The following is a 25,814-nucleotide window of genomic DNA, read 5'->3' as shown; positions in this document are numbered from 1 at the left end:
AATTTAATTAAAACTTAAGTTTTAATTAGTCTTTTATATTAGATTTATATAACTTTTATATTATAAAGTTTGTATTATGAAATTAAAATAATAGTTAAATATAAAAAAACAAGCTTATATGCTTGTTTTTTTATATTTAGAAAGTATGAAACTTATGGCCTTTTCACATTCAGTATCCGTATTATCTATGGACCATGCAGTATTAAAATAATTTAGGGCCTTTTTATTTTCATCCATCATTACATGACAATAAGCAAGGTTGAAATAATATTTACTTTCTTTTCGTAGATTCAAAGCTCTATGAATAAGAGGTATTGCAGCCTTATAGTTTTTTAGTTTAATAAAACATACAGCAGAATTATAAAATGAAGGTGCTTCATATTCCTTTAACTCTGCAGATTTTTTATACATATCAATAGCATTTTTATAGTCCTTAAGTTTATATAAATCATTACCTTGTGCAAAATAATTCAAGGAAAAGACCTCCTAATTAGTACTTTATCTTAATATTTTCCATTTTGTTCTAAAATATACTATAACATTTATAAATTTATGTAAATTATATTTTGAAATTTGTATTGACAAAAGAGTTGTATTGTATATAATATTATAAAAGAGAAATATATATAATACATAATAAATTGACTGTGATGAAGAGGAGTAAGAATATGAAATATTAAGAGAGGAAAATCCATGGGCTGAAAGGTTTTCTATAGGAAGTATTTTGAAGGTAGCTTCGGAGTTGCTTTAGCGAAATTAAGTAGCTAGAGACGGTGGTTCCTCATCGTTAAAATTAAGAGAGTCTTAAAAGTAATTTTGAGAAATAAAGGTGGTAACGCGCGCTGTCGTCCTTTGGGGTGATAGCGCTTTTTTTTATTAATTTTATACTAATCTATTAAATTACCCTAGTATTAAGTATATTAATAAATGTAATGCTAATTTCTGTGTAATAGTTTAGTTAAGGTTTTGTACATTATAGCTACTAAGAACTGTAATTGTTAGAACAAGTAATCAAAAGTAAAAAATAAAAACATATAGAAGGGCAGGTAATAACAATGGATGAAAATAACAATATAGCAAAGAATTATGATCCTAAAGAGTTTGAAGAAAGACTATATAAGTGGTGGGAAGAAAGTGGATTTTTTACTCCACAAGTAGATAAAAATAAAAAGCCATATACAGTAATAATGCCACCACCGAATATCACAGGACAACTGCACCTTGGTCATGCTTTAGATAACACTCTTCAAGATATACTTATAAGAACTAAGAGAATGCAAGGGTATAGCACATTATGGCTTCCGGGAGAAGACCATGCAAGTATAGCTACTGAAGTAAGAGTTGAAAAAGCTTTACTTGCAAAAGGAATTAAAAAGAAGGAAATTGGTAGAGAGGCATTTTTAGAAAAGGTTTGGGAATGGACAGAGGAATATAGAGATAGAATTAAAACTCAACTTAAAAAAATGGGTTGTTCTGCTGATTTTACAAGAGAAGCTTTTACTATGGATGAAAATTTAAGTAAGGCTGTTAGAGAAGTTTTTGTTAAATTATACAAAGATGGTCTTATATATCAAGGAAATAGAATTACAAACTGGTGTCCTAAATGTATGACTGCTATCTCAGATGCGGAGATTGAATATGAAGAGCAAGGAGGACATTTCTGGCACATAAATTACCCTGTAATAGGTATTGATGAAGTAGTTGAAATTGCTACAACAAGGCCAGAAACTTTACTTGGAGATACTGCAGTAGCAGTTAATCCTAAGGATGAAAGATATGCTCACCTAGTTGGTAAGAAACTTAGGTTACCATTAGTGAATAGAGAAATTCAAGTTGTTGCCGATGACTATGTAGATATGGAATTTGGAACAGGTTGTGTTAAGATAACTCCAGCTCATGACCCTAATGATTATCAAGTAGGTAAGAGGCATAACTTAGATGAAGTTGTAGTTTTGGAGGAAAATGGAACTATATCTGAAGGTTATGGAAAGTATTCAGGACTTGAGAGATATGAAGCTCGAAAGCTTATTATAAAAGATTTGGAAGAACACGGATATTTAGTTAAGATTAAAGAGCATAGTCACAATGTAGGAACTCATGATAGATGTGGATGTACTATTGAGCCAATGCTTTCTAAGCAATGGTATGTAAAAATGGATACTCTTGCAGCACCAGCAATTAAGGCCGTAAAAGAAAAAGATATAAAATTCATTCCAGAAAGATTTGAAAAAATCTACTATAACTGGATGGAAAATATTCAAGATTGGTGTATTTCAAGACAATTATGGTGGGGACATAGAATTCCAGTTTGGTACTGTAAAGATTGTGGAGAGATAATAGTTGATACAGAAGCTCCAACTCATTGCAGTAAGTGTAGATCTACAGATCTAGAGCAAGATAAAGACGTTTTAGATACTTGGTTTAGTTCAGCCCTATGGCCATTCTCAACATTAGGTTGGCCTGGTGATACAGAGGATTTAAAATATTTTTATCCAACAAGTACATTGGTTACTGGTGGAGATATTATATTCTTCTGGGTTGCAAGAATGATATTCTCAGGTTTGTACAACATGGATGAAGTACCATTTAAAACAGTATTTTTCCATGGTATGGTTAGAGATGATCAAGGCAGAAAGATGTCTAAGTCTTTAGATAACGGTGTTGATCCACTAGAAGTTATAGAAAATTATGGAGCAGATGCTCTAAGATTTTCCCTTGTTACTGGTAATGCTCCAGGAAGTGATATAAGATTCTATGAATCAAGAGTTGAGGCAGCAAGAAACTTTGCTAATAAGATTTGGAATGCATCAAGATTTGTTATGATGTACAATGATGAAGTTCTTATAGAGAAATATAAAGATTGTAAAAACTATTCTGTAGCCGACAGATGGATATTATCAAGACTTAACAATATAGTTAAAGAAGTTACAGAGAATATAGAAAAATATGAAATCGGTATTGCACTTCAGAAGGTTCATGACTTTATGTGGACTGAATTCTGTGATTGGTATATAGAAATTGCTAAACCATCTTTATATAGTGATAATGAAGAAGTTAAAGGAATAGCTTTAAATGTTCTTAATAAAGTTTTAGTTTCAGGATTAAAATTACTTCATCCAGTAATGCCATATATCACAGAAGAGATTTATACTCACTTAACTAAAGAAAGTGAATCTATTACAATTGCTAAATGGCCAGAGTTTGAAGCTGATTTAGAAGATTTCAAAGCAGAAGAATATATGAATTATATTATAGATGCCATAAGAAATACAAGAAATGCAAGAACAGAAATGAATGTACCACCTTCAAGAAAGGCTAAAACATATATATATGCAACTGAAGCAGCAGAAGCTTTTAAAGAAGGAAAAGTTTACTTTGAAAAATTAGCATCTGCTAGTGAAGTTATAATCTTAAACGCTAAAGAAGAAGCACCAGAAAATATAGTATCTGTAGTTTCAAAGGGCGCAGAGATTTACATGCCACTTTTAGAGTTAGTAGATGTGGAGAAAGAACTTGAAAGATTAAACAAAGAAAAAGCTAAATTACAAGGAGAAATTGAAAGAGTAGAGAAAAAACTTGCTAATGAAAGATTTGTTTCTAAAGCTCCAGCTGAGGTTGTTGAAGAGGAAAAAACTAAGGGTGAAAAGTACAGAGAAATGTATAATTCCGTATTAGAGAGTATAGAAAAGTTACAATAAAAAACATTTAAGAATGTTTATATAAAAATAAATTTTAATATTAATAAATAGAAGGATATCTAAAAGTGTATAGACTATATATTTTATTTATAGTCTTATACTTTTCAGATATCCTTTTTAATATTGATAATTACTAGTGTGATATAGTTGAGTATGGATATGTAATGAGGTAAAATAGGTTATGAAATTAGAATTCAGGAGGGGTATTATGAATTATACTGAAGCTATTAACTATATAAAGGATACTGCTAAGTTTGGAAGTAAACTAGGCTTGGAAAGAACAGAAAAGATACTAGAACTCCTTGGAGATCCACATAAGAAGATTAAAGCTATTCATGTGGCAGGAACTAATGGTAAAGGTTCAACCACAGCTATGATTACAAAGATATTAATACATAGTGGGTACAAAGTAGGATGCTATATATCTCCTTATATTGAAGAGTTTGAAGAGCGTATTCAGATAAATAATAAGAATATTCCCAAGGAAGATTTAGCTAGGATAGTTACAGAAGTTTCAATGGCCGTTAAAGAAGTAACTACTTTAGGTTATGGTAACCCTACTGAGTTTGAGATAATAACTTGTGCAGGATTTTTATATTTTCATAAAATGAAGGCTGATTTTGTTGTTGTAGAGGTAGGACTTGGAGGAAGACTAGACTCTACTAATGTTATAGAACCAATTTTATCTATAGTTGGATCTGTAAGCTATGATCATATGAATATTTTAGGAAATACCTTAGAGGAAATTGCTTATGAAAAGGGTGGAATTATTAAAAATAATACTCCAGTAGTTTTATATCCACAGGAAGATAAAGTCACTAAAGTCATAGAGAACATTTGTAAAGAAAAAAATTCACCACTTATAAAAGTGAAAAGAGAAAATGCATCTTTAGTTAAAGTAGGAGAGTATAAGGGAAATACAGTGGTTCAAAATTTAAACATTATAACAGAAAGAGACAGTTATAATGTTAAATTATCTCTTTTAGGAACTTATCAGGTTCAAAATTGTAATGTTGTTATAAATGTTTGTGAAGCTTTAATAGATCTTGGAGTTAATATTACAAAGGAAAGTATAACAAATGGTTTATCTCAAGTTAAATGGCCAGGTAGATTAGAAATTATGAGAATAAATCCTTTAGTGGTAATTGATGGTGCTCATAATATTGATGGTATAAGGAAGTTAACTGAAAGTATAGATATTTATTTTAAGTATAGAAAACTAGTGTTAATAATAGGAATTTTAGCAGATAAGCAAGTAGATGAAATGATAAGTATAATATGTCCTAAAGCAGAAAAAATTATAGCTGTAACTCCTCATAGTGAGAGAGCTGAGCTATGTGAAGATTTAAAGGAGAAGATTAATATTTGCAATAAAGAGTGTGAAGCTATTATGGATTATGAAGAAGCATACGTTAAAGCACTTTCCTATTGTGATGAGGATACTTTACTAGTCATATCTGGTTCTCTTTATATGGTGGGAGATATGAGGAAGATAATAAGAAATCATAATTAATTTTAAATATAATATATTTATGGTGTAACAAATTTTTCGTAGCATAATGGAAGGTTCCTTCATAGTATAATGTGAGGAGGGATTCCAATGAGGTACTTATATATTTGTAATACAACTCAAGATAGCATTAACAAAATTGGTATAGAGAAGTTTGCATTAGAAGATGTTATAAAGTTAGAAGGAGTTAATGAAAATAAAGTAGGTCCTCATGGATTATGTATACAAGGGGATCAATTATTCACTTCAAATTGTTACGATGGTTCAGTGTCTATAGTTAATTTGAAGGATTTAAAATCCTATAGCTATTATTTAGGAAGAAACTGTAGAGATATTTGTGCCTTGGGAAATCATTTATATATTATTTGCGGAGACTCAAATAATGTTGTAACTTTTGATTTGAATAAAAAAGAAATAATAGAGATTATTCCTTGTGGAGACTCTCCACATAGTATTGACTGTTGTAATCACAGCAATGAAATAGTTGTAGCCAATAATGGTGACGATACAATTACAGTATTTGATTCGTTATATGGTAGTGACATTAAAAACATAAAGGTAGGGCAAGCACCAACAAAAGCGTTATTTACTTTAAATGGGGATTATATTCTTGTTTGTGAAAGTAGTGCAGGTAGTTTGGATAAGGGGTGTGTAAGTGTTATATCAAGCAGAAATCATAAAGTAATACATAGATTATCAGTGGGAAATTGTCCTTTTGATATGTATTGCGATGAAAAGTATTGCTATGTATCTAACTATGGTGATGGAACTATATCCATTATTGATATTGTAAATTTTATAAATGTAAAGAGTATAAGAATTGGTGGTATGCCTAGAGGAATAATTTGCGATGAAAGGTATATTTACGTAGGAGATAGCTACAATGATTTGATAATGAGGATTAATAAAAATGATAATCATGAAAAATTAATCATCCCATTAAAGGGCCAGCCTACAGGGATGATTATAGATTAAAATATTTATGAAAATACTAAGGGTAGATTTATAATGAGCTTAATAAAAATTACTCAGTTAAAACTTTAATAATCTTAGTGTATAAGTCAGAGGGGTTAGCTTTCCATTTGGAACATAACTCTCTGGCTTGTTTATTTGATGCCACTGTTACCTTAATTTCCATGAGAGGGATATTATTTTCAGAAGCACCTAGGCTAACTACATAACTATTGGAATTTTCAATGGTGTAATCAGCTGAAATTGTAGCCTCTTTTTTTATTAGATTCATTTTCCCATCTATATAAGAATTTAATTTACTTAAACTATCCTTAGATAATCTATTTTTAAATAAAGATAGGACTTCTTTACCTTTACTTGATATTACTAATCTATCTTTATCTTTATAATTAATTTTATTTATTAGTTGAGACGAGATTAAATCATCTATATATTCTTGCAGTGTAAAATAATTTATAAAATTATTTTCAAGGACAATTTCTGTAAGTTGTATGTTTGATATAGGTAAATCAACTTTATCTATTATATGCAACAGTAGAAGCTTGTTTTCTGCTAAGTTCAAAGAATTATCAAACATAAAGTAACCTCCTTTAAACCATGTACTTTTATACATATTTATTATATTAAATTATAACACATATTTATTAAATATGAATTAAGTTTACATGATATAGTATAGCATATAATAACTGATTATGAATATAATTTTATAGAAAGTATGTTTATAAGTAAAGGAGGAATATGGATAGATCTAATAGAATTAAGATAAAAATAACAACTTATTTAGCATTGTTAATATTAATAGTGTGTATAAGTATTATGGGACGTGTATTTTATAAGGAGACCTTTATTCCAACAGATAGAAAGGTACCTATTTATTCAGTAGACACAAAAGAAAAGAAAATGGCTATAACCTTTGATGTTAATTGGGGTGATGATAAAACTAATGAAATTCTAGATGTTCTCGATAAATATAATGTAAAGGCCACATTTTATATTATCGGATTATGGTGTGATGATTATCCAGACAAAGTAATAGAAATTTCAAAGAGAGGACATGAAATAGGAAATCATTCTAATAAACATCCTGATTATACCAATCTGACAAAGGAGAGTATAATTAAGGATTTAGAAATAGCTAATGCTAAAATATTAAATTTGACTGGAGAAATGCCTAAAACGTTTAGATTTCCATCAGGCTCATATAATGATGATTCAGTAGAAGCTATACAAAGTACAGGGTTAAAGGCAATACAGTGGGATGTTGATAGTGTTGACTGGAAGGCCAATGGAGCAGATATAGAATATGAAAGAATAGTATCAAAGGCAAGGGAAGGCTCTATACTACTATTTCATAATGATGGAAAGTACACCACAGAAAATTTGCCGAAAATAATTGAAAAATACCAAGCTATGGGTTATGAATTTATTACAGTGTCTAACTTAATATATAGTGATAATTATTATCTAGATCATTCAGGGAAACAAATACTAAATGAAAACTGACAAAATTATTGCATATTTTAATTATAAGACTAAAAAATGTGAATTTTTGAAAATTAAATGTTGTAAAATTTAGACAATTATTCTATAATTAATTCACGGGGGTAATGTAAATAGAACTATAAGAAAAATATTTGATTTTTACTATAAATAGTTATATTTTTATTTTTTATGAATATAAATTATAGTAAATTTTACTAAAAAACCAAGGGAAAGAGGGGTTACCATGGATAATAATATTTTTAATAACAAAATTTACTTAGAGGGAAAAGTTATCTCAGATTTAGAGTTTAGCCACGAAATGTATGGAGAGGGATTTTACAATTTTGAATTTGAGGTTTCAAGACTTAGTGATACTTCTGACATATTAGTAATTACAGTATCAGAAAGATTAATTGCAGGAATTGATGTAAGTATTGGAAGTGAGCTTGTAATAGATGGACAGCTTAGATCCTATAACAAGTTTGTAGATGGTGCCAATAGACTTATATTAACTGTATTTGCAAGAGATATTCGCCAACTTGAGGAAAGAGGAAAAAATCCAAATCAAATTTTCTTAGATGGATATATTTGCAAGGCACCCGTTTACAGAACAACACCATTTGGCAGAGAAATAGCAGATATGTTATTAGCTGTTAATAGATTGTACAATAAATCAGATTACATTCCTACTATCGCTTGGGGAAGGAACTCTAGATTTTGTAAGAGTTTAGAAGTAGGGGATAACATTAGAATTTGGGGAAGATTACAAAGTAGGGAATATCAAAAGAAAGTTTCAGATACAGAAGTAGTTAAAAAAATTGCCTATGAAGTTTCAATCTCTAAAATGGAAAGAGTTACTGACGAAAATAGAGATAATGTAACTATTATAGGAAAAGTGGACAATGATCCATCTACAGATGAGAGTAACAATATACAAGAAACAAATTTAAATGATAATGAAGAGAAAGAAGTTATTTAATGAGATAAATCAACCCAAAAGCTATCATGAAGAAGTCCTTCATGATAGCTTTTGGGTTGTTATTTTATAATTTATTATTTTCTTAAATCAGCTAAGATTTCAGTTTTACTCTTAGTTTTATCATCTACATGTTTAATTATTTTAGCTGGAGAGCCAGCTACAACTACATTTTCAGGTACATCTGTTGTAACGATAGCACCAGCAGCTACTACTGAATGATTTCCTATTTTTACACCTTCTAAGATTACTGCATTAGCTCCTATAAGTACATGGTCACCAATTTCACATGGAGACTTGCTAGGTGGTTCTAAAACTCCAGCAACTACTGCTCCAGCTCCAAGGTGGACCCCTTTACCAAGCTTTCCTCTAGCACCTACAACAGCATTCATATCTACCATGGTTTCATCACCGATTTCAGCACCTATGTTGATAACAGCACCCATCATAATAACAGCATTATTTCCAATAGAAACTCTATCACGGATTATTGCACCTGGCTCAATTCTAGCATTTATACTTCTTGTATCAAGCATAGGTATAGCTGAGTTTCTTCTATCAGATTCAAGCCTGTAGTTATGTATTTTTTCTTTATTTGCATCTAAAAAATTATTTATATCAGCGCTATCGCCAAATAAAACATAAAAGCTGCCTTCGCCAAAACAGTCTACATTTTCAAAGTTACAATCCTTTAGATCACCTTTAACATAAGCTTTCACAGGGGTTGATTTCTTTGACTCCTTTATAAATCTAGCAATTTCATATGGATCAGTAAAGTTATATTCCATACCTCTAACTCCTTTCGACAAGTAATATATATTCATTTATATATTATCCTAAAAACTCAACAATAATTATAAATAAATAAGATATTTTTGAATATAATACTTAGTATATTTAATTTATCAATATAGTATATCTATAGTTATATCATAAAAATCATATATAATGGAATATTTTATTTGTAAATGATATAATAAAATTAAAAAAGTAGACCTAGGAGGTAAATATATGGGAAACTTAAACAAAGGATATATTCAAATATATACTGGAAACGGAAAAGGAAAAACTACAGCAGCGGTGGGGCTTGCAACTAGAGCTGCTGGAAATAAATATAGAGTATGTATGGTTCAGTTTTTAAAAAGTGATGCAACAGGAGAATTAGAGTCAGCTAAACTTATGGCTCCATATTTTACTATTCATAGATTTGAAAGACCTAGAGGATTTTTTTGGACATTAAATGATCAAGAAAAGTTAGAGCTAAAAGAGGATATTCAAGAAGCGTATAAGTTTTGTATAAAACAGTTGGAAGAAGGAAATTGTGATATATTGATAATGGATGAAATAATGGGAACTTTATCTAATGGGTTAATTACAGAAGAACAATTAATAGAATTGATAGATAAAAAACCAGATGATGTAGAACTTATAATGACAGGTAGAAATGTGCCAGAATCAATAATGCAAAGAGCTAATTTAGTTACTGAAATGAAAGATCTTAAACACTACTTTAATGAAGGGGTTCCAGCAAGAAGAGGAATAGAATTCTAAGGAGTATAAGGTATAAATTATGAGGTTGTCAAGTAATATAGACAATATAGAAATATCAGGAATAAGGAAATTTTATAATAAGGTCGCTAAGATAGAAGGTGCTATATCACTAACTCTAGGTGAGCCAGATTTTAAAATACCTGGGGAAATAAAAGAGGCTATGAAAAAGTCCCTTGATGAAGATAGGACTACTTATACACCTAATGCTGGGATAGAAGAGTTAAGAGAAGAAATTTCTAAGTATCTAAATTCTTTAAATATAAGTTTCTCCAGTAAAGAAATATGTGTAACTGTAGGAGGAAGTGAAGGATTATTATCTACTTTTACTGGAATATTAAATCCAGGAGATAAAGTTCTAATACCTTCCATTGCATATCCTGCCTATGAAAATTGTGTTAAGATTCTTGGTGGAGAGGTAATAAATTATAATATTAAGGAAGATTTATCTTTAGATATGGAGCAATTGGAGAGAGTTATAGAGAAAGAGTGTCCTAAGGTGATGGTAGTATCTTATCCATCAAATCCTACAGGACAACTTTTGACCAAGGATCAATGTGATAGATTATTTAATATATTAAAAGATAAAGATATATTAATTGTAAGTGATGAAATTTATAGCTCTATTGTATTTGGAGAATTTAACTCTATATCACAGTATGGAAAGTTAAAAGATAAACTTATACTTATAGGTGGATTTTCAAAAATGTTTTCCATGACAGGAATTAGAATAGGATATGTATGTGCAGCGGAATGGATATTAAATAGCATAATAAAGGTTCATCAATACAATGTGTCATGTGCACCGTCTATTGGTCAATATGGAGCTTTAGAAGGACTTAAGAAGTCTATGTACCATATGGAACATATAAAATCAGAATTAAAGATAAGAAGGGATTATGTCTATGATAGACTAGTTTCTATGGGGCTTGAAGTTATAAGACCACAGGGAGCATTTTATATATTTCCGTGTATAAAATCCTTTGGATTTAGTAGTGAAGATTTTTGTGATAAGCTACTTGAGGATACTAAGGTAGCCGTAGTACCAGGAACTGCATTTGGAAAAGGTGGAGAAGGGTATGTTAGAATTTCTTATTGCTACAGCATGGAAAATTTAAAATTATCTTTAGATTTAATGGAACAGTGGTTAAATCAGATAAAGCTTAACTAAGGGTTAAATATAAAAGATAAGTAAATATTAAATAAAAGTGTTATGAAAATATAGATTTCATAACACTTTTTATTTGAACTAAATTTGATTTACTATTTAACTACATCGTCCATAGAATATATGCCTTTTGGTTTGTTATGAACATACTCACAAGCCTTTAAAGCGCCTACAGCGAATACTTCTCTTGAAATAGCAGAGTGTTTAATTTCAATTACTTCACCCATACCAGCAAATATAACTTCATGGTCACCTATAATATTTCCACCACGGATTGCATGAATTCCTATTTCCTTGTGTTCTCTTTTAGAGATTCCTTCTCTACCATAGTTGAAGGTTGTTTCTTCTTCTATAGAGTCCTTTATAGTATTTGCAAGAAGTAGTGCAGTACCACTTGGAGCATCTACCTTTTGATTGTGATGTTTTTCTATTATCTCAATATCAAAATCTGTATATAGTTTATTGCTAATAGATTTTAATAAATTATTTATTATATTAATTCCTATAGACATATTAGCGGAATAGAACACAGGAATTGAATTTTGTAGATTTTTAATATGAACTATTTGTTCTTCCGTATAGCCAGTAGTGCAAAATACTACTGGTAATGAGTGAGCTAAAGCATATTTTGATATAGAGTCTAAACTTGAAGGTCTTGAGAAGTCCAGAATTACATCTACTTCTTCTGTTACTTTATCTATGGAATCATAAATAGAGTAATTAAAATTAGATTCTGTATTCATATCTACTCCAGCTTGAATATTTAGTGTTTCAGAAGTAGAAGCTACCTTTGAAATCATATGACCCATTTTTCCGTTACATCCAACTAATAAAATCTTTACCATGTATAGTCTCCTTTATAATAAGTAGTAGTTTTTTAGAGCTTCTTTCAAAGTCTCTAAATTATTATCATCCATATCAACTAATGGAAGTCTTAAGTTTCCAACACTTCTACCCATAAGATTTAAGGCAGTTTTTATAGGAATAGGGTTTGTTTCACAGAAACATGCATTAGTTAAAGGGATTGTTTTTAAAAATAACTCTTGAGCTGCTTTTATTTCTCCATTAAAGAATAATTCACATATATTATGAACATCTTTAGGTACAATATTTGCAATAACTGATATTATACCAAGTCCGCCTATAGCAAGAGTTGGTATAATTTCATTATCATTCCCAGAATATATATCTAATTTATCTCCACAGAGATATTTTATTTCTGCAATTTGGCTTATATTTCCACTAGCTTCCTTTACAGCAACAATATTATCTAGCTGACAAAGTTCATGGAGAGCCTTTGGTGAAATATTCATGCCAGTTCTAGATGGTACATTATATACTACTATAGGAGTATTAACAGCTTCAGCAATAGTTTTAAAATGAGCAATTAAGCCTTTTACTGAAGTCTTATTGTAGTAAGGGTTAATTACTAAAAGTCCATCTACACCAACAGACTCAGCGTAGATGCTCATTTTAACAGAAGCCATGGTGTTATTACTACCAGTACCAGCTATAACAGGGATTCTCTTATTAACTGTATCTACAGTGAATTTTATAGTTTCTTTTCTCTCAGCCTCTGTCATAGTAGATGCTTCTCCAGTTGTACCACATACTATGATAGCGTCAGTTCCATTTTCAATATGCCATTCTAATAATTCTTTTAATTTAGGAAAGTCTACACCGTCTTTGCTAAATGGAGTTACAATTGCAACACCAGAACCTTTAAAAATACTCATATATACACCTCTTAAATCATTATATTTATTTTATTAAATTTTCTTTTATAAAAACTTCTGCAATTTGTACTGCATTAAGGGCAGCACCTTTTCTAATATTATCAGCAACAACCCATAGGTTAACACCATTATCAACACTAAAATCACGTCTGATTCTTCCAATATAAACGTCATCCTGACCTTCTATATCTACAGGCATAGGATAAATATTATTTTTTATATCATCCATTACAGTAATTCCAGGTAAAGTTTTAAATAAGTCGAAAATATCATCCAATTCAAAAGTATTTTCAAATTCTACGTTAATACTTTCGCTATGACCATGGAATACAGGTACCCTTACTGTGGTAGCAGTAACTTTAATTTGATCATTATGAAGAATTTTATGGGTTTCATTTATCATCTTCATTTCTTCCTTTGTATAACCATTATCTAAGAATACATCAATTTGAGGTATTACATTATAGGCTATAGGATATTGAAATTTCTTAGGAGGAACATTAGATACTCCATCCTTTAGATCATTAAACCCTTGAACTCCAGCACCGGATACAGCTTGATAAGTTGAGTATACAACTCTTTTTATTCCATATTTAATATCAAGAGGTTTAAGAGCAACCATTGCTTGAATAGTAGAACAGTTAGGATTAGCAATAATACCATTATGCCATTTAATATCTTCACCATTAACCTCAGGAACTACCAGAGGAACTCTAGGATCCATTCTCCATGCACTACTATTATCTATAACCACGGTATTGTGTTCTGCGAATATAGGAGCAAATTCTAAGCTGACATCTCCACCAGCTGAAAAAAGAGCTAAATCAATTTTTTTGTTAATTATATTTTCTTTCTTAAGTTCTTCTACCAATATATCTTTTCCATTAAAGTGTATAGTAGTTCCAGCAGACCTGGCAGATGAAAAAAGATATAAATCCTCTATGGGAAAATTTCTTTCAGCTAAAATATTTATGAATTGTCTTCCCACCATTCCAGTAGCCCCGACTATAGCAACATTGTATTTCAAAAATACCACCTCACTTAACTTATATTTATAATACATTATATAACTTAAGTAGATAAAGTTATATAACTTTATTAAATTTATATATAAAATTTTTATTATAGCAGAGATATATACCAAAGATGTCAACGGAAGTAAAAGCATAATACAATGTATGTAGATATTATTAAGCCCAGATTGTTAAGGGGAAGATGAAAGTAAGGAAGTGTTAGGTCAATTTAAAGAGTAGATAATAAGATTTTAGATATAAATGAATCATATTAAAAATCCGCAAGATAATATTTTAAATAAAAAGATGCATTTGTTTAAATATGTAAAAATATGAAGGCGTATAGAAGATTTAATAATATGAATTTAAAATATTATCTAATATTTTGTTGCAATTTGTAATCTTAAGAACAAATTATGTATTAAAATAGTTTGACAACTTACAGAACCCTGTGTTAATATTATAAAAAATGAATTTATTATTATTTTTATTTTCATACTTTTAACAATTATAACTACTAAAATACATAACCACATATTAACTATGAAATATGTATGAATGATTAAAATACTGAGAGTTAATTTCTTAGTGTTGCTTTTGAAAAGTAAGTGGCTTTGATATTGTGGCAATTGTCAAAATATTTGAAAGGAACTAACTATTTAAATAAATCATTTTTGCTAATTTCACAATAGCATCTTAAGTGTGTTTTAGTAATGTTAAAGGAATGAAGCCTTACTAGATTTTATTATTAGTGTGGGAGGTGTTAGTAAGGGGAAATAATGCATTACATTTTAAAAGTTGATATGAGGCAAAAAAAGAATAAAAAAGTGCTAAAGTTTTATAATATCATAATACATAATGTTGCAAATTATAAAACAACGACTTTGTATACGATATCATTAATAAGCTTAGCGGTGTCTTAAATATTTACATTTCATTTATAGGAGTCTATAGGAGAGATGTAATTTCTAATAATGTCTCATTGTGCTTAAGGTAGAAAAAGGTTAATGTTGGGGGAAATGCAGTAGATGGGGATTTTATTGCATATTTTTACTTAAAAATGGAGGGATGACGATGTTTAAATTTACTCTAAAAAGATTTGGATATATGTTATTGACATTATTCATTGCATCATCAATAACATTTATGCTTATCCATGCTATGCCTGGAGATCCACTTGCGGTTGCAGCAAGAAAGCTTCCAGAGCAAATAAAAGCTAACTACTATGCTAAATATGGATTAAATAAGCCACTTTTAACTCAATATGGATTATTCGTTAAGAATGCTGTCAAAGGAGATTTAGGACAATCTCTAGCATCTCCGGGAAGAGATATTACAGAGACTATTATGAAACATGCACCTATTTCAGCACGAATTGGAGGACAAGGTCTTATACTGGGAGTTACAATAGGTATCTTATTAGGTATTGTAGCTGCATTTAAAAGAGGAAAATGGCCAGATTATTTAGTAATGTTCATAGCCATAGTTGGTATATCTGTACCAAGTTTTGTTGTAGCATCACTACTACAATTCTTCTTCACAGTTAAATTAACATGGTTGCCAACAACAGGGTGGGGCGAGTTTAAGCATACTATATTACCTACCATAGCATTAAGTTTAGCTCCTATAGCTACATATGCAAGATATATGAGAGCTAACTGTTTGGATGTTATTGGACAAGATTATATAATAACAGCTAAGGCTAAAGGGGTTTCTAATGTTAGTTTAGTATTTAAACATGTTATAAGGAATGCTATTTTACCAGCTATTACCCTTCTAGGACCACAAGTTGCTGGTATATTTACAGGTTCCTTCGTAGTTGAAAGTATATTTTCAATACCGGGACTTGGACAATATTTCGTATCAGCAATTACTGATAGAGATTATACTATGATAATGGGACAATCAATATTTGTATCAGCATTATTTATAGTTGCATTATTCTTAGTTGATATAATCTATGGATTAGTTGACCCAAGAATAAGAGTATCAAGCGGAAAGCGTTAGGAGGGATAAGTATGGCAGAATTTTCAAAAGAAAAATTTCAAATTATAGGTTGTGATAACCTAGATTCAGAGGGAATACTTAGACCTAGTATGACCTACTGGCAAGATGCATGGAGAAGACTTAAAAAGAATAAAGTTGCGATGCTTTCGTTGGTGTTATTAGGAATAATTACATTGATGACAATAATAGGACCTATGATAAGTAATTTTGAATATCAAGCTACAAATAATGATATGTTAAACTTAAAACCAAACGCAACATATTGGTTTGGAACAGATAGCTTAGGTAGAGATTTGTTTACAAGAGTTTGGATAGGTGGTAGAATATCTATCGCTATAGGGTTAATTGGAGCTGTTATCGACACTGTTGTAGGAACAATTTACGGTGGTATAGCTGGATATCTTGGTGGAATTGCTGATGATATCATGATGAGAATACTAGAAATTTTAGTAAGTATTCCATACCTAGTTTTAGTTATACTTATCAGGGTTATTATGGATGGTGGTAGTATGATACCACTTATTATAGCTATGACCATTACAGGATGGTGTTATATGGCTAGACTTGTAAGGGGACAACTTTTACAAATTAAAGAACAAGAATACGTACTTGCTGCAAAAGCACTGGGAGCAAATGCTTCAAGAGTAATAGCAAAACACTTAGTACCAAATACTTTAGGTGTTATGATTGTTGCTATAACATTCGATATACCATCATTTATATTTGCAGAAGCTTTCTTAAGTTTCTTAGGAATAGGTGTTCAATCACCAATGACAAGTTGGGGAGCTCTTGCAGCAGCAGGACAACAGACTATAATGTTCTACGCTTATCAATTAATTTTCCCTGCCTTAGCGATTTCGTTAACAATGTTATCTTTTAATTTATTAGGTGATGGTTTAAGAGACGCACTAGATCCTAAATTACGTCAATAAGGGGGGAATGGCAAATGGAAAGAATTTTAGATATAGAAAATTTACAAGTTTCATTTCATACCTATGCGGGTGAAGTAAAAGCAGTAAGAGGTGTAGATTTCCATCTTGATAAGGGTGAAACTTTAGCTATAGTTGGAGAATCAGGTTGTGGAAAAACAGTTACATCAAAGGCTATAATGAGGCTGTTACCAGAACCAATGCCAGCAGAAATTAAAAAAGATTCTAAAATCATTTTTGAGGGTAAAAATATTTTAGATATGAACGAGAAGGAATTAAGAAAATTAAGGGGATCAGATATATCTATGATATTCCAAGATCCTATGACTTCATTAAATCCTACAATGACAGTTGGTAAGCAAATTGCTGAGAGTTTAATAATTCATAGAGGTATGAATAAAGCTGAAGCTATGAAAGAAGCAATAAAAATGCTTGATCTTGTTAATATACCAAATGCTGATAAGAGAGCTCATCAATATCCGCATGAATTCTCAGGTGGTATGAGACAAAGAGCTATGATAGCTATAGCTCTTGCATGTAATCCTAAGATACTTATTGCGGACGAGCCAACTACTGCTCTAGATGTTACAATACAAGCTCAAATAATGGATCTTATAGGAGATCTTCAAAAGAAACTAGGAACTGCAGTTATACTTATTACTCACGATCTTGGAGTAGTAGCGGATACTGCGGATAGAATTCAAGTAATGTATGCGGGACAAGTTATCGAAAGAGGTACTGTAGAAGAAATATTTGCAAATCCTCAACACCCTTATACATGGGCATTGCTTCAATCAGTTCCAAGACTTGAGACAAAAAATAAGGATACGCTTTACGCTTTAAACGGTACTCCGCCAGACTTAGTTAAACCACCAGTTGGATGTCCTTTTGCTGCAAGATGTGAATATTGTATGCAAATATGTTTAGAGGAAATGCCAGAAGTAACTAATGTAGAGAACGATCACCAAGTGTTGTGTTGGTTAAAACACCCAATGGCACCTAAGGTTGAAGTTCCAGAAGCGTTAAGAAGAGGTGAATAAGATGGCTGAATCAAATAAAAAAGAAGTTTTAATTGAAGTAAAGAATCTTAAGAAATATTTCGAGGTTGGTAGGAATGCTACACTTAAGGCGGTAGACGATGTTAGTTTTAATATATTTAAAGGTGAAACATTAGGTCTTGTTGGAGAATCAGGTTGTGGAAAAACAACGTGTGGAAGAACTGTAATGGGACTTTATGGAGCGACTGGTGGTGAAATATTATTTGATGGAGACGATATTAGTAAATATGATAAAAAACAGAAAAAAGAGTTTACTAGAAGAGCTCAAATAATATTCCAAGACCCTTATGCATCGCTAAATCCAAGAATGACTGTTGGAGATATTATTGGGGAAGGAATAGATATTCATAACCTTCACAAAGGTAATGAAAGACAGGCTAGAATTTATGAATTACTACAATTAGTAGGACTAAATAAAGAGCACGCATCTAGATTCCCTCATGAGTTTTCGGGTGGACAAAGACAGAGAATAGGGATAGCAAGAGCTCTTGCTATAGAACCAGACTTCATAGTTTGTGATGAGCCTATATCTGCTCTAGATGTATCTATTCAAGCGCAAGTTGTTAACTTGCTGATAAAATTGCAAAATGAATTAGGATTAACATATTTATTCATAGCCCATGACCTATCAATGGTTAAACACATATCTGATAGAGTTGGAGTTATGTATTTAGGAACTATGGTAGAACTTGCTAGTAGTAAAGATTTATATGATAAGCCTTTACATCCATATACTCAAGCGTTATTATCAGCGATTCCAATTCCTGATCCTGATGCAACTAAGAAAAAAGCAAGAATACCTTTAGAAGGAGAAGTGCCAAGTCCAATAAATCCTAAACCAGGTTGTAGATTTGCACCTAGATGTAGATATGCAAAGCCTATATGTAGTGAAAAAACTCCTGAGTTTAGAGAAATTGAGCCAAATCACTTTGCTGCATGTCATATACTATAATTTAAATAAAAAAATAAGAGTGCTTAAGCACTCTTATTTTTTTATTTAAAAGCTTAGTCAAATTTTGTTTTTAATCATTGTAATTTCAAACAAAGACTTTATCCAATGACTATCAATTTTATTCATTTATTGAGTTTTATTACCAGGTATATAAATTCGTATATCTTTTAATAATATTATAAAAGGAGGTCATATATGGGTGTTTAGTAGTAAATATCATATTGAATTTAATTGAGTTTTATTTAAAGAAAATACAGAAAAAAGAATTTTATTAAAAAACGAAATTCATATATCTTCTTTTAATGATTAATTTATGAAAAAAACTACAAATTACGACAAAGAAAAATATGAAACCTTGAAGATAGGGTGTACCAATGGTAATAGAATCAATTGCCATTCGTGAATTTATAATACTTTGTTGAAATATAGGGAATTTTACATAAAAAATATAGGTAATAATTCGTATAATTGAATAAAATTAAAATTATAATGTCTTAAGTGGAAGTGGTCAACATTGACATTGTCGTAAAAAGAGTGTACTATAAATATAAATAAAAGTTATGAGGAAATGTGTAGAAATATGCACAATGAATAACGCAAAGATGAGCCGAGGTTAGAAAGAAAATTTTTAATTTTTGAACTAAACCAAATTATTTTAAGGGGGATTACTTATGAAGAGTAAAAAAATACTAGCATCATTATTAGCATTATCTATGGTAACATCAGCGGCATTAGTTGGGTGTGGTAAAGGCGAAGAAAAGGGTGCAGGAACTGCTACTAATGGAGAAGCAGATGCTGAACAATATTTAAATATGCTTTTACAATCTGAACCAAAAACAATTGACCAATCTAAATCAAGTGATTCATATTCTTCACAAATTCTTGCAAACTGTCAAGAATCATTAACAAGAATTGTACAAGATGAAAATGGTAAAGATAAAATTGAAAAGGGTATAGCTGAAAGCTGGGAAACTTCAGATGATAAATTAACTTGGACATTTAAATTAAGAGATGCTAAATGGAGTGATGGTAAACCAGTTACTGCAGAACAGTTTGTATATGGTATTACTAGAACTCTAGATCAAAATACTGCATCACCATATGCTTTCCTATTATATCCTATTGCTAACGCTGTAGAATTCAACTCTGGTAAAGCTAAGGCAGAAGATTTAGGAGTTAAAGCTCTAGACGAAAAAACTGTTGAGTTTACATTAGCATCACCATGTGCATACTTTCTTGATTTAACATACTTTAAAGTAATGCAACCACAAAGAGAAGATATAGTAAAAGAACACGGTGATAAATATGGTTCAGAAGCTAACAGTATGGTATATTGTGGACCATTTATGATATCTGAATGGGTACATAATAATAAAGTAGAATTTGTTAAGAATCCTGAATATTGGGATGCTGAAAATGTAAAACTTGATAAAGTTACAATGAAAATAATAAAAGAAGAGTCTGCTAGAATGAATGAATTACTTAATGGTTCATTAGATATGGCTACAGTAGTTAAACCAGAATGGATAGAAAAGTTTGATTCTGCTGGTGAATATGAAGCTAAAAAAGGATATGATGGTTCGACTACATATACTTTCTTTAACCTTAAAGATAAATTATTCAGTAATGCTAAGGTAAGAAAAGCATTTATAGTAGCAGAAGATAGAGAAAATAAAATTAAGACTTTAAGAAAAGGTCTTGGCGAACCTGCTCTAGGTTTTGTACCAAAGTCTGTACAAATAGGTGGAGAAGAATATAGAACAAAAGTAAATGAATTACCAGTTCAAAAATTAATGGATGAAAATACAGATCCAAAAGCATTATTAATAGAAGGTATGAAGGAACTAGGGCTTGGAGAAGATCCATCTAAAATAACCATTAGTTACTTACAATCAGGTACTGATGCGGTAGCTAAAGAATATGCTGAATTCCAACAACAAGTTTATACAAAAAAACTTGGAATTAATGTTAAAGTTGATTTTGTTGAATGGGCACAATTCCAAGAAAGAACTGATAATTTTGATTATCAAGTTGCAGGTATGGCATGGACTGGAGACTATAATGACCCTAACACATATTTAGATTTATGGACATCAACAGCTGGAGTTGTACCAACAGGTTGGTCAAATCCTAAGTACGATGAACTTATAGCTAAAGCAGGAAAAAGTGATGATCCGAATGAAAGAGCTGAACTTTTCAAAGAAGCTGAAAGAATACTATTATATGAAGATGGTGTTGTAAGTCCAGAAGCTTGGAGATTTAAAAATACTTATGTAAGAAAGTATGTTAAAAACTACACTGCTCCATTATTTGGAACAATAGACTTAAAATATACTTATACTACTGGAAGAAAATAATATTATAATGAAATGAGAAAAAGTGAAGCAAATAACGAATGCTTCACTTTTTTTAGATGCTTTGATGTTTTTGCCTATAAAAGTGGGCTTTATAAGAAAATTCTAATTTAATGCATTATAAAGTTAGGGAAAAGAAGTCAATATTATCTAAAATACTATAATATATATAATATATGTAGTGATTAAATGATAAAATTCGTATTACAAATTTCGAATTTAAATGCAAATAAAACCCGATTAATAGAGAAAAAAGAAGAAAAAAGAAAAATAAACAAACGAAAAAAAGAAAAATAAATTAATAAATAAATTTTAATTAAAAAAATATTAATATAATTAATCAAAATGAGAGGTTGCATTAATATTTCATAAGATATTTGCACTTATATAAGATAATAAGTCGAATTGAGGTAATCTTATAAATATTCAGATAATGGGTATTGCAATAGTGAAAGTGTTAATATATAATAAATTTAAATCAGATGGATATGACATTATATCTATTATATTGATGATTAATGAAGGGGGATTATTCATGAAAAGCAAAAAAATATTAGCTGCTTTACTAGCTGTATCTATGGTAACTTCTGTTGCTTTAGTAGGTTGTGGTAAAGATGACAAAAAAGATGAGGGCAAAGGTGGAGAGACTGCTGCTTCTGGAGATATGGATAAAGAACAGTATCTTAACTTATTATTGAGGGCTGAACCAAAGACAATTGATCAATCAAAATCAAGTGATTTGTATTCATCACAAGTTCTTGCAAACAGCCAAGAGGCATTAACAAGAATTATTCAAGATGAAGCTGGAAAAGATAAAATCATAGAAGGTATAGCTGAAAGCTGGAAACCTAACGATGACAAATCTGTTTGGACATTTAAGTTAAGAGATGCTAAATGGAGTGATGGAAAAGCAATTACTGCAAAAGACTTCGTTTATGGTATCACTAGAACTTTAGATCAAAATACTGCATCACCATATGCATTCTTATTATACCCAATCAAAAATGCTTCAGAATTTAACGCAGGTAAAGCTAAAGCAGAAGATTTAGGTGTTAAGGCTGTAGATGATAAAACAATTGAATTTACATTAAATTCACCATGTTCATACTTCTTAGATTTAACATACTTTAAAGTAATGCAACCACAAAGAGAGGATATAATAAAAGAACATGGCGATAAATATGGATCTGAAGCAAATACAATGGTATATAGTGGACCATTCATAATCTCTGAATGGGTACACAACAATAAGATTGAATTTACTAAAAATCCAGAATATTGGGATGCTGAAAATGTAAAACTTGATAAAGCTACAATGAAGATAATTAAAGAAGAGTCTGCTCAAATGAATGAATTACTTAATGGTTCATTAGATATGGCAGCAGTTTCTAAACCAGAATGGATAGAAAAATTTGATAAAACTGGTGAGTATGAGGCTAAAAAAGGATATGATGGTTCTACTACTTATACTTTCTTCAACCATAAAGATAAGTTATTTAGTAATGCTAAAGTAAGAAAAGCATTTATGGTAGCTGAAGATAGAGAAAATAAAATTAAGACTTTAAGAAAAGGTCTAGGAGAGCCAGCTATGTCTTTTGTACCTCCTAAAGTACAAATAGGTGGAGAAGATTACAGAGATAAAGTAAGTGATACTCCAGTTAAGGATCTTATAGATGAAAATCCAGATCCAAAGGCTCTATTAATTGAAGGAATGAAAGAGTTAGGACTTGGAGATGATCCATCTAAAATAACTATTAACTACTTAGAATCAGGTACTTCAGCTGAAAATAAGGTATGGGCTGAATTCCAACAACGTGTTTATGAAGATAAACTTGGTGTAAAAGTAAAAGTTGATTATGTTGAGTGGGCACAATTCCAAGAAAGAACTGATAACTTTGATTATCAAGTAGCAGCTATGGCATGGGGCGGTGACTACAATGACCCTAACACATTCCTTGATTTCTGGGTAACTGGAGCTAACGTTGTAATGACAGGATGGTCAAATCCTAAATACGATAAGCTTATAGCTGATGCAGCAAAAACTGTAGACCCAGCAGAAAGAACCGAATTATTTAAACAAGCAGAAAGAATTTTATTATATGAAGATGCTGTTATAAGTCCAGAGTCTTGGAGATTTAAAAACACATATGTAAGAAAGTATATTAAGAGTTACAGTGCTCCATTATTTGGAACAGTTGATTTAAAATACACTTACACTTCAGGTAGAAAATAATATAAAATAGTATTATAATTTTAAAAAGGCTATCTCATTTCTTTGAGATAGCCTTTTCTGTAGTTTTTAACAAATACAATAAAAAACTGTGTTTAATTAGGTTCTTTAAGTAATATAAACACAGTTTTATTTTATAATTCTATATTATGGTCTACCTTCTGTATACACTTCTTTTAAATCTAAAGATCCAAAGGTTGGAGAAGTATAATTTTTAACATAATTATAAATATAAGTATTTTTAAATCTCCACGTAGTTGGACTACACACTACATCTTCATAAATAAAAATTTTTTCTGCTTCTTGGAATAACTTCTTTCTTGCTTCTTGATCTGAAGTGGTTCTAGCTTTTTGTATTAACTCTTCATATTTATCGTTCTTCCATCCAGTTTTAACGGAAGCAGTATCATGAAGGAACATATCAAAATAAGTTAGTGGATCATTATAATCGGCAGTAACTGACATTCCTGCTAATTCATAATCCATGTTATCTGTCCTATCGCAGAAAATTGCCCATTCCACATAATCTACATCAATGTTAACTCCTAATGTTTTATTATAATTCTCCTGAGAAAATTCTGCCATTTCTTTACTGTAAGAACTAGTGCCAGATTGAAGAAGTTTAATAGTATGCTTTGAAGGATCTGGATCTAAACCTTCTTCCTTTAAACCCTCTATAAGTAATTTTTTAGGGTCTGGATTTTCTTTTATTAGCTCGGTTACCGGATTAAAATCAGTAGCACTTCTAAACTCTTCCTCACCTACTTTAACTGATGGTGGAACCCAAGCTGTACAAGGTTCTGCTAAGTTTCTATACAATGCTGAAACTGCACCTTCACGGTCTTCAGCTATGAGAAAAGCTTTTCTTATTTTTGCATTTTTGAAGTATCTGTTTTCTTGGTTAAAAAAATTATAGCATATTGAAGTATCGTAACCTTTTTTGACTGTAAAATTTCCGGTTTCATTTAATTTGTTAATCCAATCCTTGGAACTTACATTAGCTAAATCTAAAGAACCATTAAATATTTCATTCATTCTAGCAGATTCTTCCTTAATTATTTTCATTGTAGCTTTATCAAGTTTTACATTTTCAGCATCCCAATATTCGGGGTTTTTTACTAATTCAATTTTGTTGTTGTGTACCCATTCAGAGATTTTAAATGGACCAGTGAAGATTAAAGTGTCTGCATCTGAGCCATATTTATCTGCATGTTTTTCTATTAAGTCTTTTCTTTGAGGTTCCATTATTTTCAAGTAAGTCATGTTTAAGAAATATGCACAAGGTGATTCTAATGTGATTTCTAAAGTGTGATCATCGATGGCTTTTACACCAACTTCTTCAGCTTTTGCTTTACCAGCATTGAATTTAGCGGCATTTTTTATTGGATAAAGCAAATATCCCATTGGAGAAGCAACATTTGGATCTAATGTTCTAGTGATACCATACACAAACTGATCTGCAGTAACAGGTTGCCCATCACTCCATTTAGCATCTCTCAATTTAAATGTCCAAGTTAAGCCATTTTCGGATTGAGTCCATTTATTAGATATTCCTTCTTTAACTAAGTCATTACCATCTTCATCTACGCCTAATCTAGTTAAAGCCTCCATAGTATTAGTATGGATGTATGATGAATAGACATCATAAGTTTTTGAAGGGTCTAGACTTTGTGGTTCTGCACCTAACAGTACATTAATATATTGATTTTCATCAATAGTGCCTTCTTTAGTTTTCTCGGAGTTCTCTGAACTGCTTGATCTACCACATCCAAGTATTATAGTTGATGCTATGGATAAAGTAAGAATACAAGCTAAGATATTTTTGCTTTTCATAAATATTTCCCCCTATTTATAATATGAAAATATTAGCAATGCTAATATAATTCTCTAATTAAAGAATTATGTCATATCAACGAAGATGAGATATTATTAAAAATTTTGCAAAAGTAATGTAAGTTAAACTAAAAATGGTTATATTTAATTTGAATAAGGTTTGGTAAAGTTATAAATATATATTTCACAAATATAAAAGTTTGTGAAGCTAATAAGTGAAAAATGAAATAGAGTTCACAATAATGATGATAGATAATTAATGATATTGAAAAAAATATTAATTCATATGAAATTATATGAAATAATATAGTGAATATTTCATATTAAAATAATAATTAGATTTAA

General features: G+C 30.4%; 20 protein-coding genes and 1 other annotated feature. Of the genes, 13 read left to right on the top strand and 7 right to left on the bottom strand.

The annotated features are described in order from the left end of the window. Window positions 1–114 precede the first annotated feature (114 nt). Window positions 115–474 carry a tetratricopeptide repeat protein gene (locus B2S02_RS06610; RefSeq protein WP_035133086.1) on the bottom strand — a complete coding sequence of 120 codons (360 nt, stop codon included), beginning with the start codon at window positions 472–474 and terminating at the stop codon, window positions 115–117. Between the two features lie 164 nt (window positions 475–638). Beyond that, window positions 639–856 (top strand) — a binding site (T-box leader). Between the two features lie 199 nt (window positions 857–1,055). On the opposite strand from B2S02_RS06610, the gene B2S02_RS06605 reads away from it, so the two are divergent. The 3 genes from B2S02_RS06605 (at window position 1,056) to B2S02_RS06595 (ending at window position 6,183) form a co-directional block, all read left to right on the top strand. After that, window positions 1,056–3,698 (top strand): valine--tRNA ligase, encoded by a 2,643-nt coding sequence (locus B2S02_RS06605; protein ID WP_346920460.1) that lies wholly within the window; start codon window positions 1,056–1,058, stop codon window positions 3,696–3,698. Window positions 3,699–3,906: 208 nt separating this feature from the next. Beyond that, window positions 3,907–5,211, top strand: a complete 1,305-nt coding sequence (locus B2S02_RS06600) for a folylpolyglutamate synthase/dihydrofolate synthase family protein (RefSeq protein ID WP_346848574.1) — start codon at window positions 3,907–3,909, stop codon at window positions 5,209–5,211. Window positions 5,212–5,298: 87 nt separating this feature from the next. After that, complete coding sequence (locus B2S02_RS06595; RefSeq protein WP_346848575.1) at window positions 5,299–6,183, top strand: YncE family protein; 885 nt, start codon at window positions 5,299–5,301, stop codon at window positions 6,181–6,183. A 49-nt stretch (window positions 6,184–6,232) separates the two neighbouring features. Here B2S02_RS06595 and B2S02_RS06590 read toward each other — a convergent pair whose 3' ends face one another. After that, complete coding sequence (locus B2S02_RS06590; RefSeq protein WP_035133078.1) at window positions 6,233–6,757, bottom strand: DUF4364 family protein; 525 nt, start codon at window positions 6,755–6,757, stop codon at window positions 6,233–6,235. A 164-nt stretch (window positions 6,758–6,921) separates the two neighbouring features. On the opposite strand from B2S02_RS06590, the gene pdaB reads away from it, so the two are divergent. Then, window positions 6,922–7,686, top strand: a complete 765-nt coding sequence (gene pdaB, locus B2S02_RS06585) for a polysaccharide deacetylase family sporulation protein PdaB (protein ID WP_346848576.1) — start codon at window positions 6,922–6,924, stop codon at window positions 7,684–7,686. Window positions 7,687–7,909: 223 nt separating this feature from the next. Continuing rightward, the gene (locus tag B2S02_RS06580) at window positions 7,910–8,644 is read left to right on the top strand and encodes a single-stranded DNA-binding protein (RefSeq protein WP_150846033.1); all 735 of its coding nucleotides are present in this window, start codon (window positions 7,910–7,912) and stop codon (window positions 8,642–8,644) included. Window positions 8,645–8,718: 74 nt separating this feature from the next. Here the strand turns inward: B2S02_RS06580 and dapD are convergent, their stop codons facing one another. Then, the gene (dapD, locus tag B2S02_RS06575; protein ID WP_150846032.1) at window positions 8,719–9,429 is read right to left on the bottom strand and encodes a 2,3,4,5-tetrahydropyridine-2,6-dicarboxylate N-acetyltransferase; all 711 of its coding nucleotides are present in this window, start codon (window positions 9,427–9,429) and stop codon (window positions 8,719–8,721) included. A 223-nt stretch (window positions 9,430–9,652) separates the two neighbouring features. Here dapD and B2S02_RS06570 point away from each other — a divergent pair, with 223 nt between their 5' ends. Together B2S02_RS06570 and B2S02_RS06565 are read left to right on the top strand one after the other, a co-directional pair. Beyond that, window positions 9,653–10,192, top strand: coding sequence for a cob(I)yrinic acid a,c-diamide adenosyltransferase (locus tag B2S02_RS06570; RefSeq protein WP_035133066.1), 540 nt, complete (start codon window positions 9,653–9,655; stop codon window positions 10,190–10,192). Window positions 10,193–10,211: 19 nt separating this feature from the next. Next, a complete protein-coding gene (locus B2S02_RS06565; protein WP_346848577.1) occupies window positions 10,212–11,360 on the top strand; it encodes a pyridoxal phosphate-dependent aminotransferase in 1,149 nt (382 codons plus the stop codon). Window positions 11,361–11,452: 92 nt separating this feature from the next. On the opposite strand, the gene dapB is transcribed toward B2S02_RS06565, so the two are convergent. From dapB to B2S02_RS06550, 3 genes are read right to left on the bottom strand one after another with little or no spacing between them, the layout of a single operon-like run. After that, a complete protein-coding gene (dapB, locus tag B2S02_RS06560) occupies window positions 11,453–12,202 on the bottom strand; it encodes a 4-hydroxy-tetrahydrodipicolinate reductase (RefSeq protein WP_346848578.1) in 750 nt (249 codons plus the stop codon). Between the two features lie 12 nt (window positions 12,203–12,214). Continuing rightward, on the bottom strand, window positions 12,215–13,093 hold the full coding sequence (dapA, locus tag B2S02_RS06555) for a 4-hydroxy-tetrahydrodipicolinate synthase (RefSeq protein WP_346848579.1): 879 nt from the start codon (window positions 13,091–13,093) through the stop codon (window positions 12,215–12,217). A gap of 25 nt (window positions 13,094–13,118) precedes the next feature. Beyond that, the gene (locus B2S02_RS06550) at window positions 13,119–14,120 is read right to left on the bottom strand and encodes an aspartate-semialdehyde dehydrogenase (protein WP_346848580.1); all 1,002 of its coding nucleotides are present in this window, start codon (window positions 14,118–14,120) and stop codon (window positions 13,119–13,121) included. Between the two features lie 1,060 nt (window positions 14,121–15,180). On the opposite strand from B2S02_RS06550, the gene B2S02_RS06545 reads away from it, so the two are divergent. From B2S02_RS06545 to B2S02_RS06520, 6 genes are all read left to right on the top strand, one after another. Then, on the top strand, window positions 15,181–16,113 hold the full coding sequence (locus B2S02_RS06545) for an ABC transporter permease (protein WP_346848581.1): 933 nt from the start codon (window positions 15,181–15,183) through the stop codon (window positions 16,111–16,113). Between the two features lie 11 nt (window positions 16,114–16,124). Next, the gene (locus tag B2S02_RS06540; protein WP_346848582.1) at window positions 16,125–17,045 is read left to right on the top strand and encodes an ABC transporter permease; all 921 of its coding nucleotides are present in this window, start codon (window positions 16,125–16,127) and stop codon (window positions 17,043–17,045) included. 14 nt (window positions 17,046–17,059) lie between these two features. Then, a complete protein-coding gene (locus B2S02_RS06535) occupies window positions 17,060–18,082 on the top strand; it encodes an ABC transporter ATP-binding protein (protein WP_346848583.1) in 1,023 nt (340 codons plus the stop codon). Between the two features lies 1 nt (window position 18,083). Continuing rightward, entirely contained in the window at window positions 18,084–19,052 is a 969-nt protein-coding gene (locus B2S02_RS06530) for an oligopeptide/dipeptide ABC transporter ATP-binding protein (protein WP_150846023.1), read from the top strand. Between the two features lie 671 nt (window positions 19,053–19,723). Then, the gene (locus tag B2S02_RS06525) at window positions 19,724–21,409 is read left to right on the top strand and encodes a peptide ABC transporter substrate-binding protein (RefSeq protein ID WP_346848584.1); all 1,686 of its coding nucleotides are present in this window, start codon (window positions 19,724–19,726) and stop codon (window positions 21,407–21,409) included. A 532-nt stretch (window positions 21,410–21,941) separates the two neighbouring features. Next, window positions 21,942–23,639 carry a peptide ABC transporter substrate-binding protein gene (locus tag B2S02_RS06520; RefSeq protein ID WP_346848585.1) on the top strand — a complete coding sequence of 566 codons (1,698 nt, stop codon included), beginning with the start codon at window positions 21,942–21,944 and terminating at the stop codon, window positions 23,637–23,639. 144 nt (window positions 23,640–23,783) lie between these two features. On the opposite strand, the gene B2S02_RS06515 is transcribed toward B2S02_RS06520, so the two are convergent. Then, window positions 23,784–25,469: a peptide ABC transporter substrate-binding protein gene (locus B2S02_RS06515; protein WP_346920459.1), complete on the bottom strand. Its 1,686-nt coding sequence runs from the start codon at window positions 25,467–25,469 to the stop codon at window positions 23,784–23,786. Between the last annotated feature and the right edge of the window lie 345 nt (window positions 25,470–25,814).

Source organism: Clostridium sp. UBA7339 (genome assembly GCF_002470865.1).
Taxonomy (GTDB): Bacteria; Bacillota; Clostridia; order Clostridiales; family Clostridiaceae; genus Clostridium_J; species Clostridium_J sulfidigenes.
Note: the sequence above shows the minus strand (reverse complement) of the source record. Positions and strands in the feature narration are given on the sequence as shown.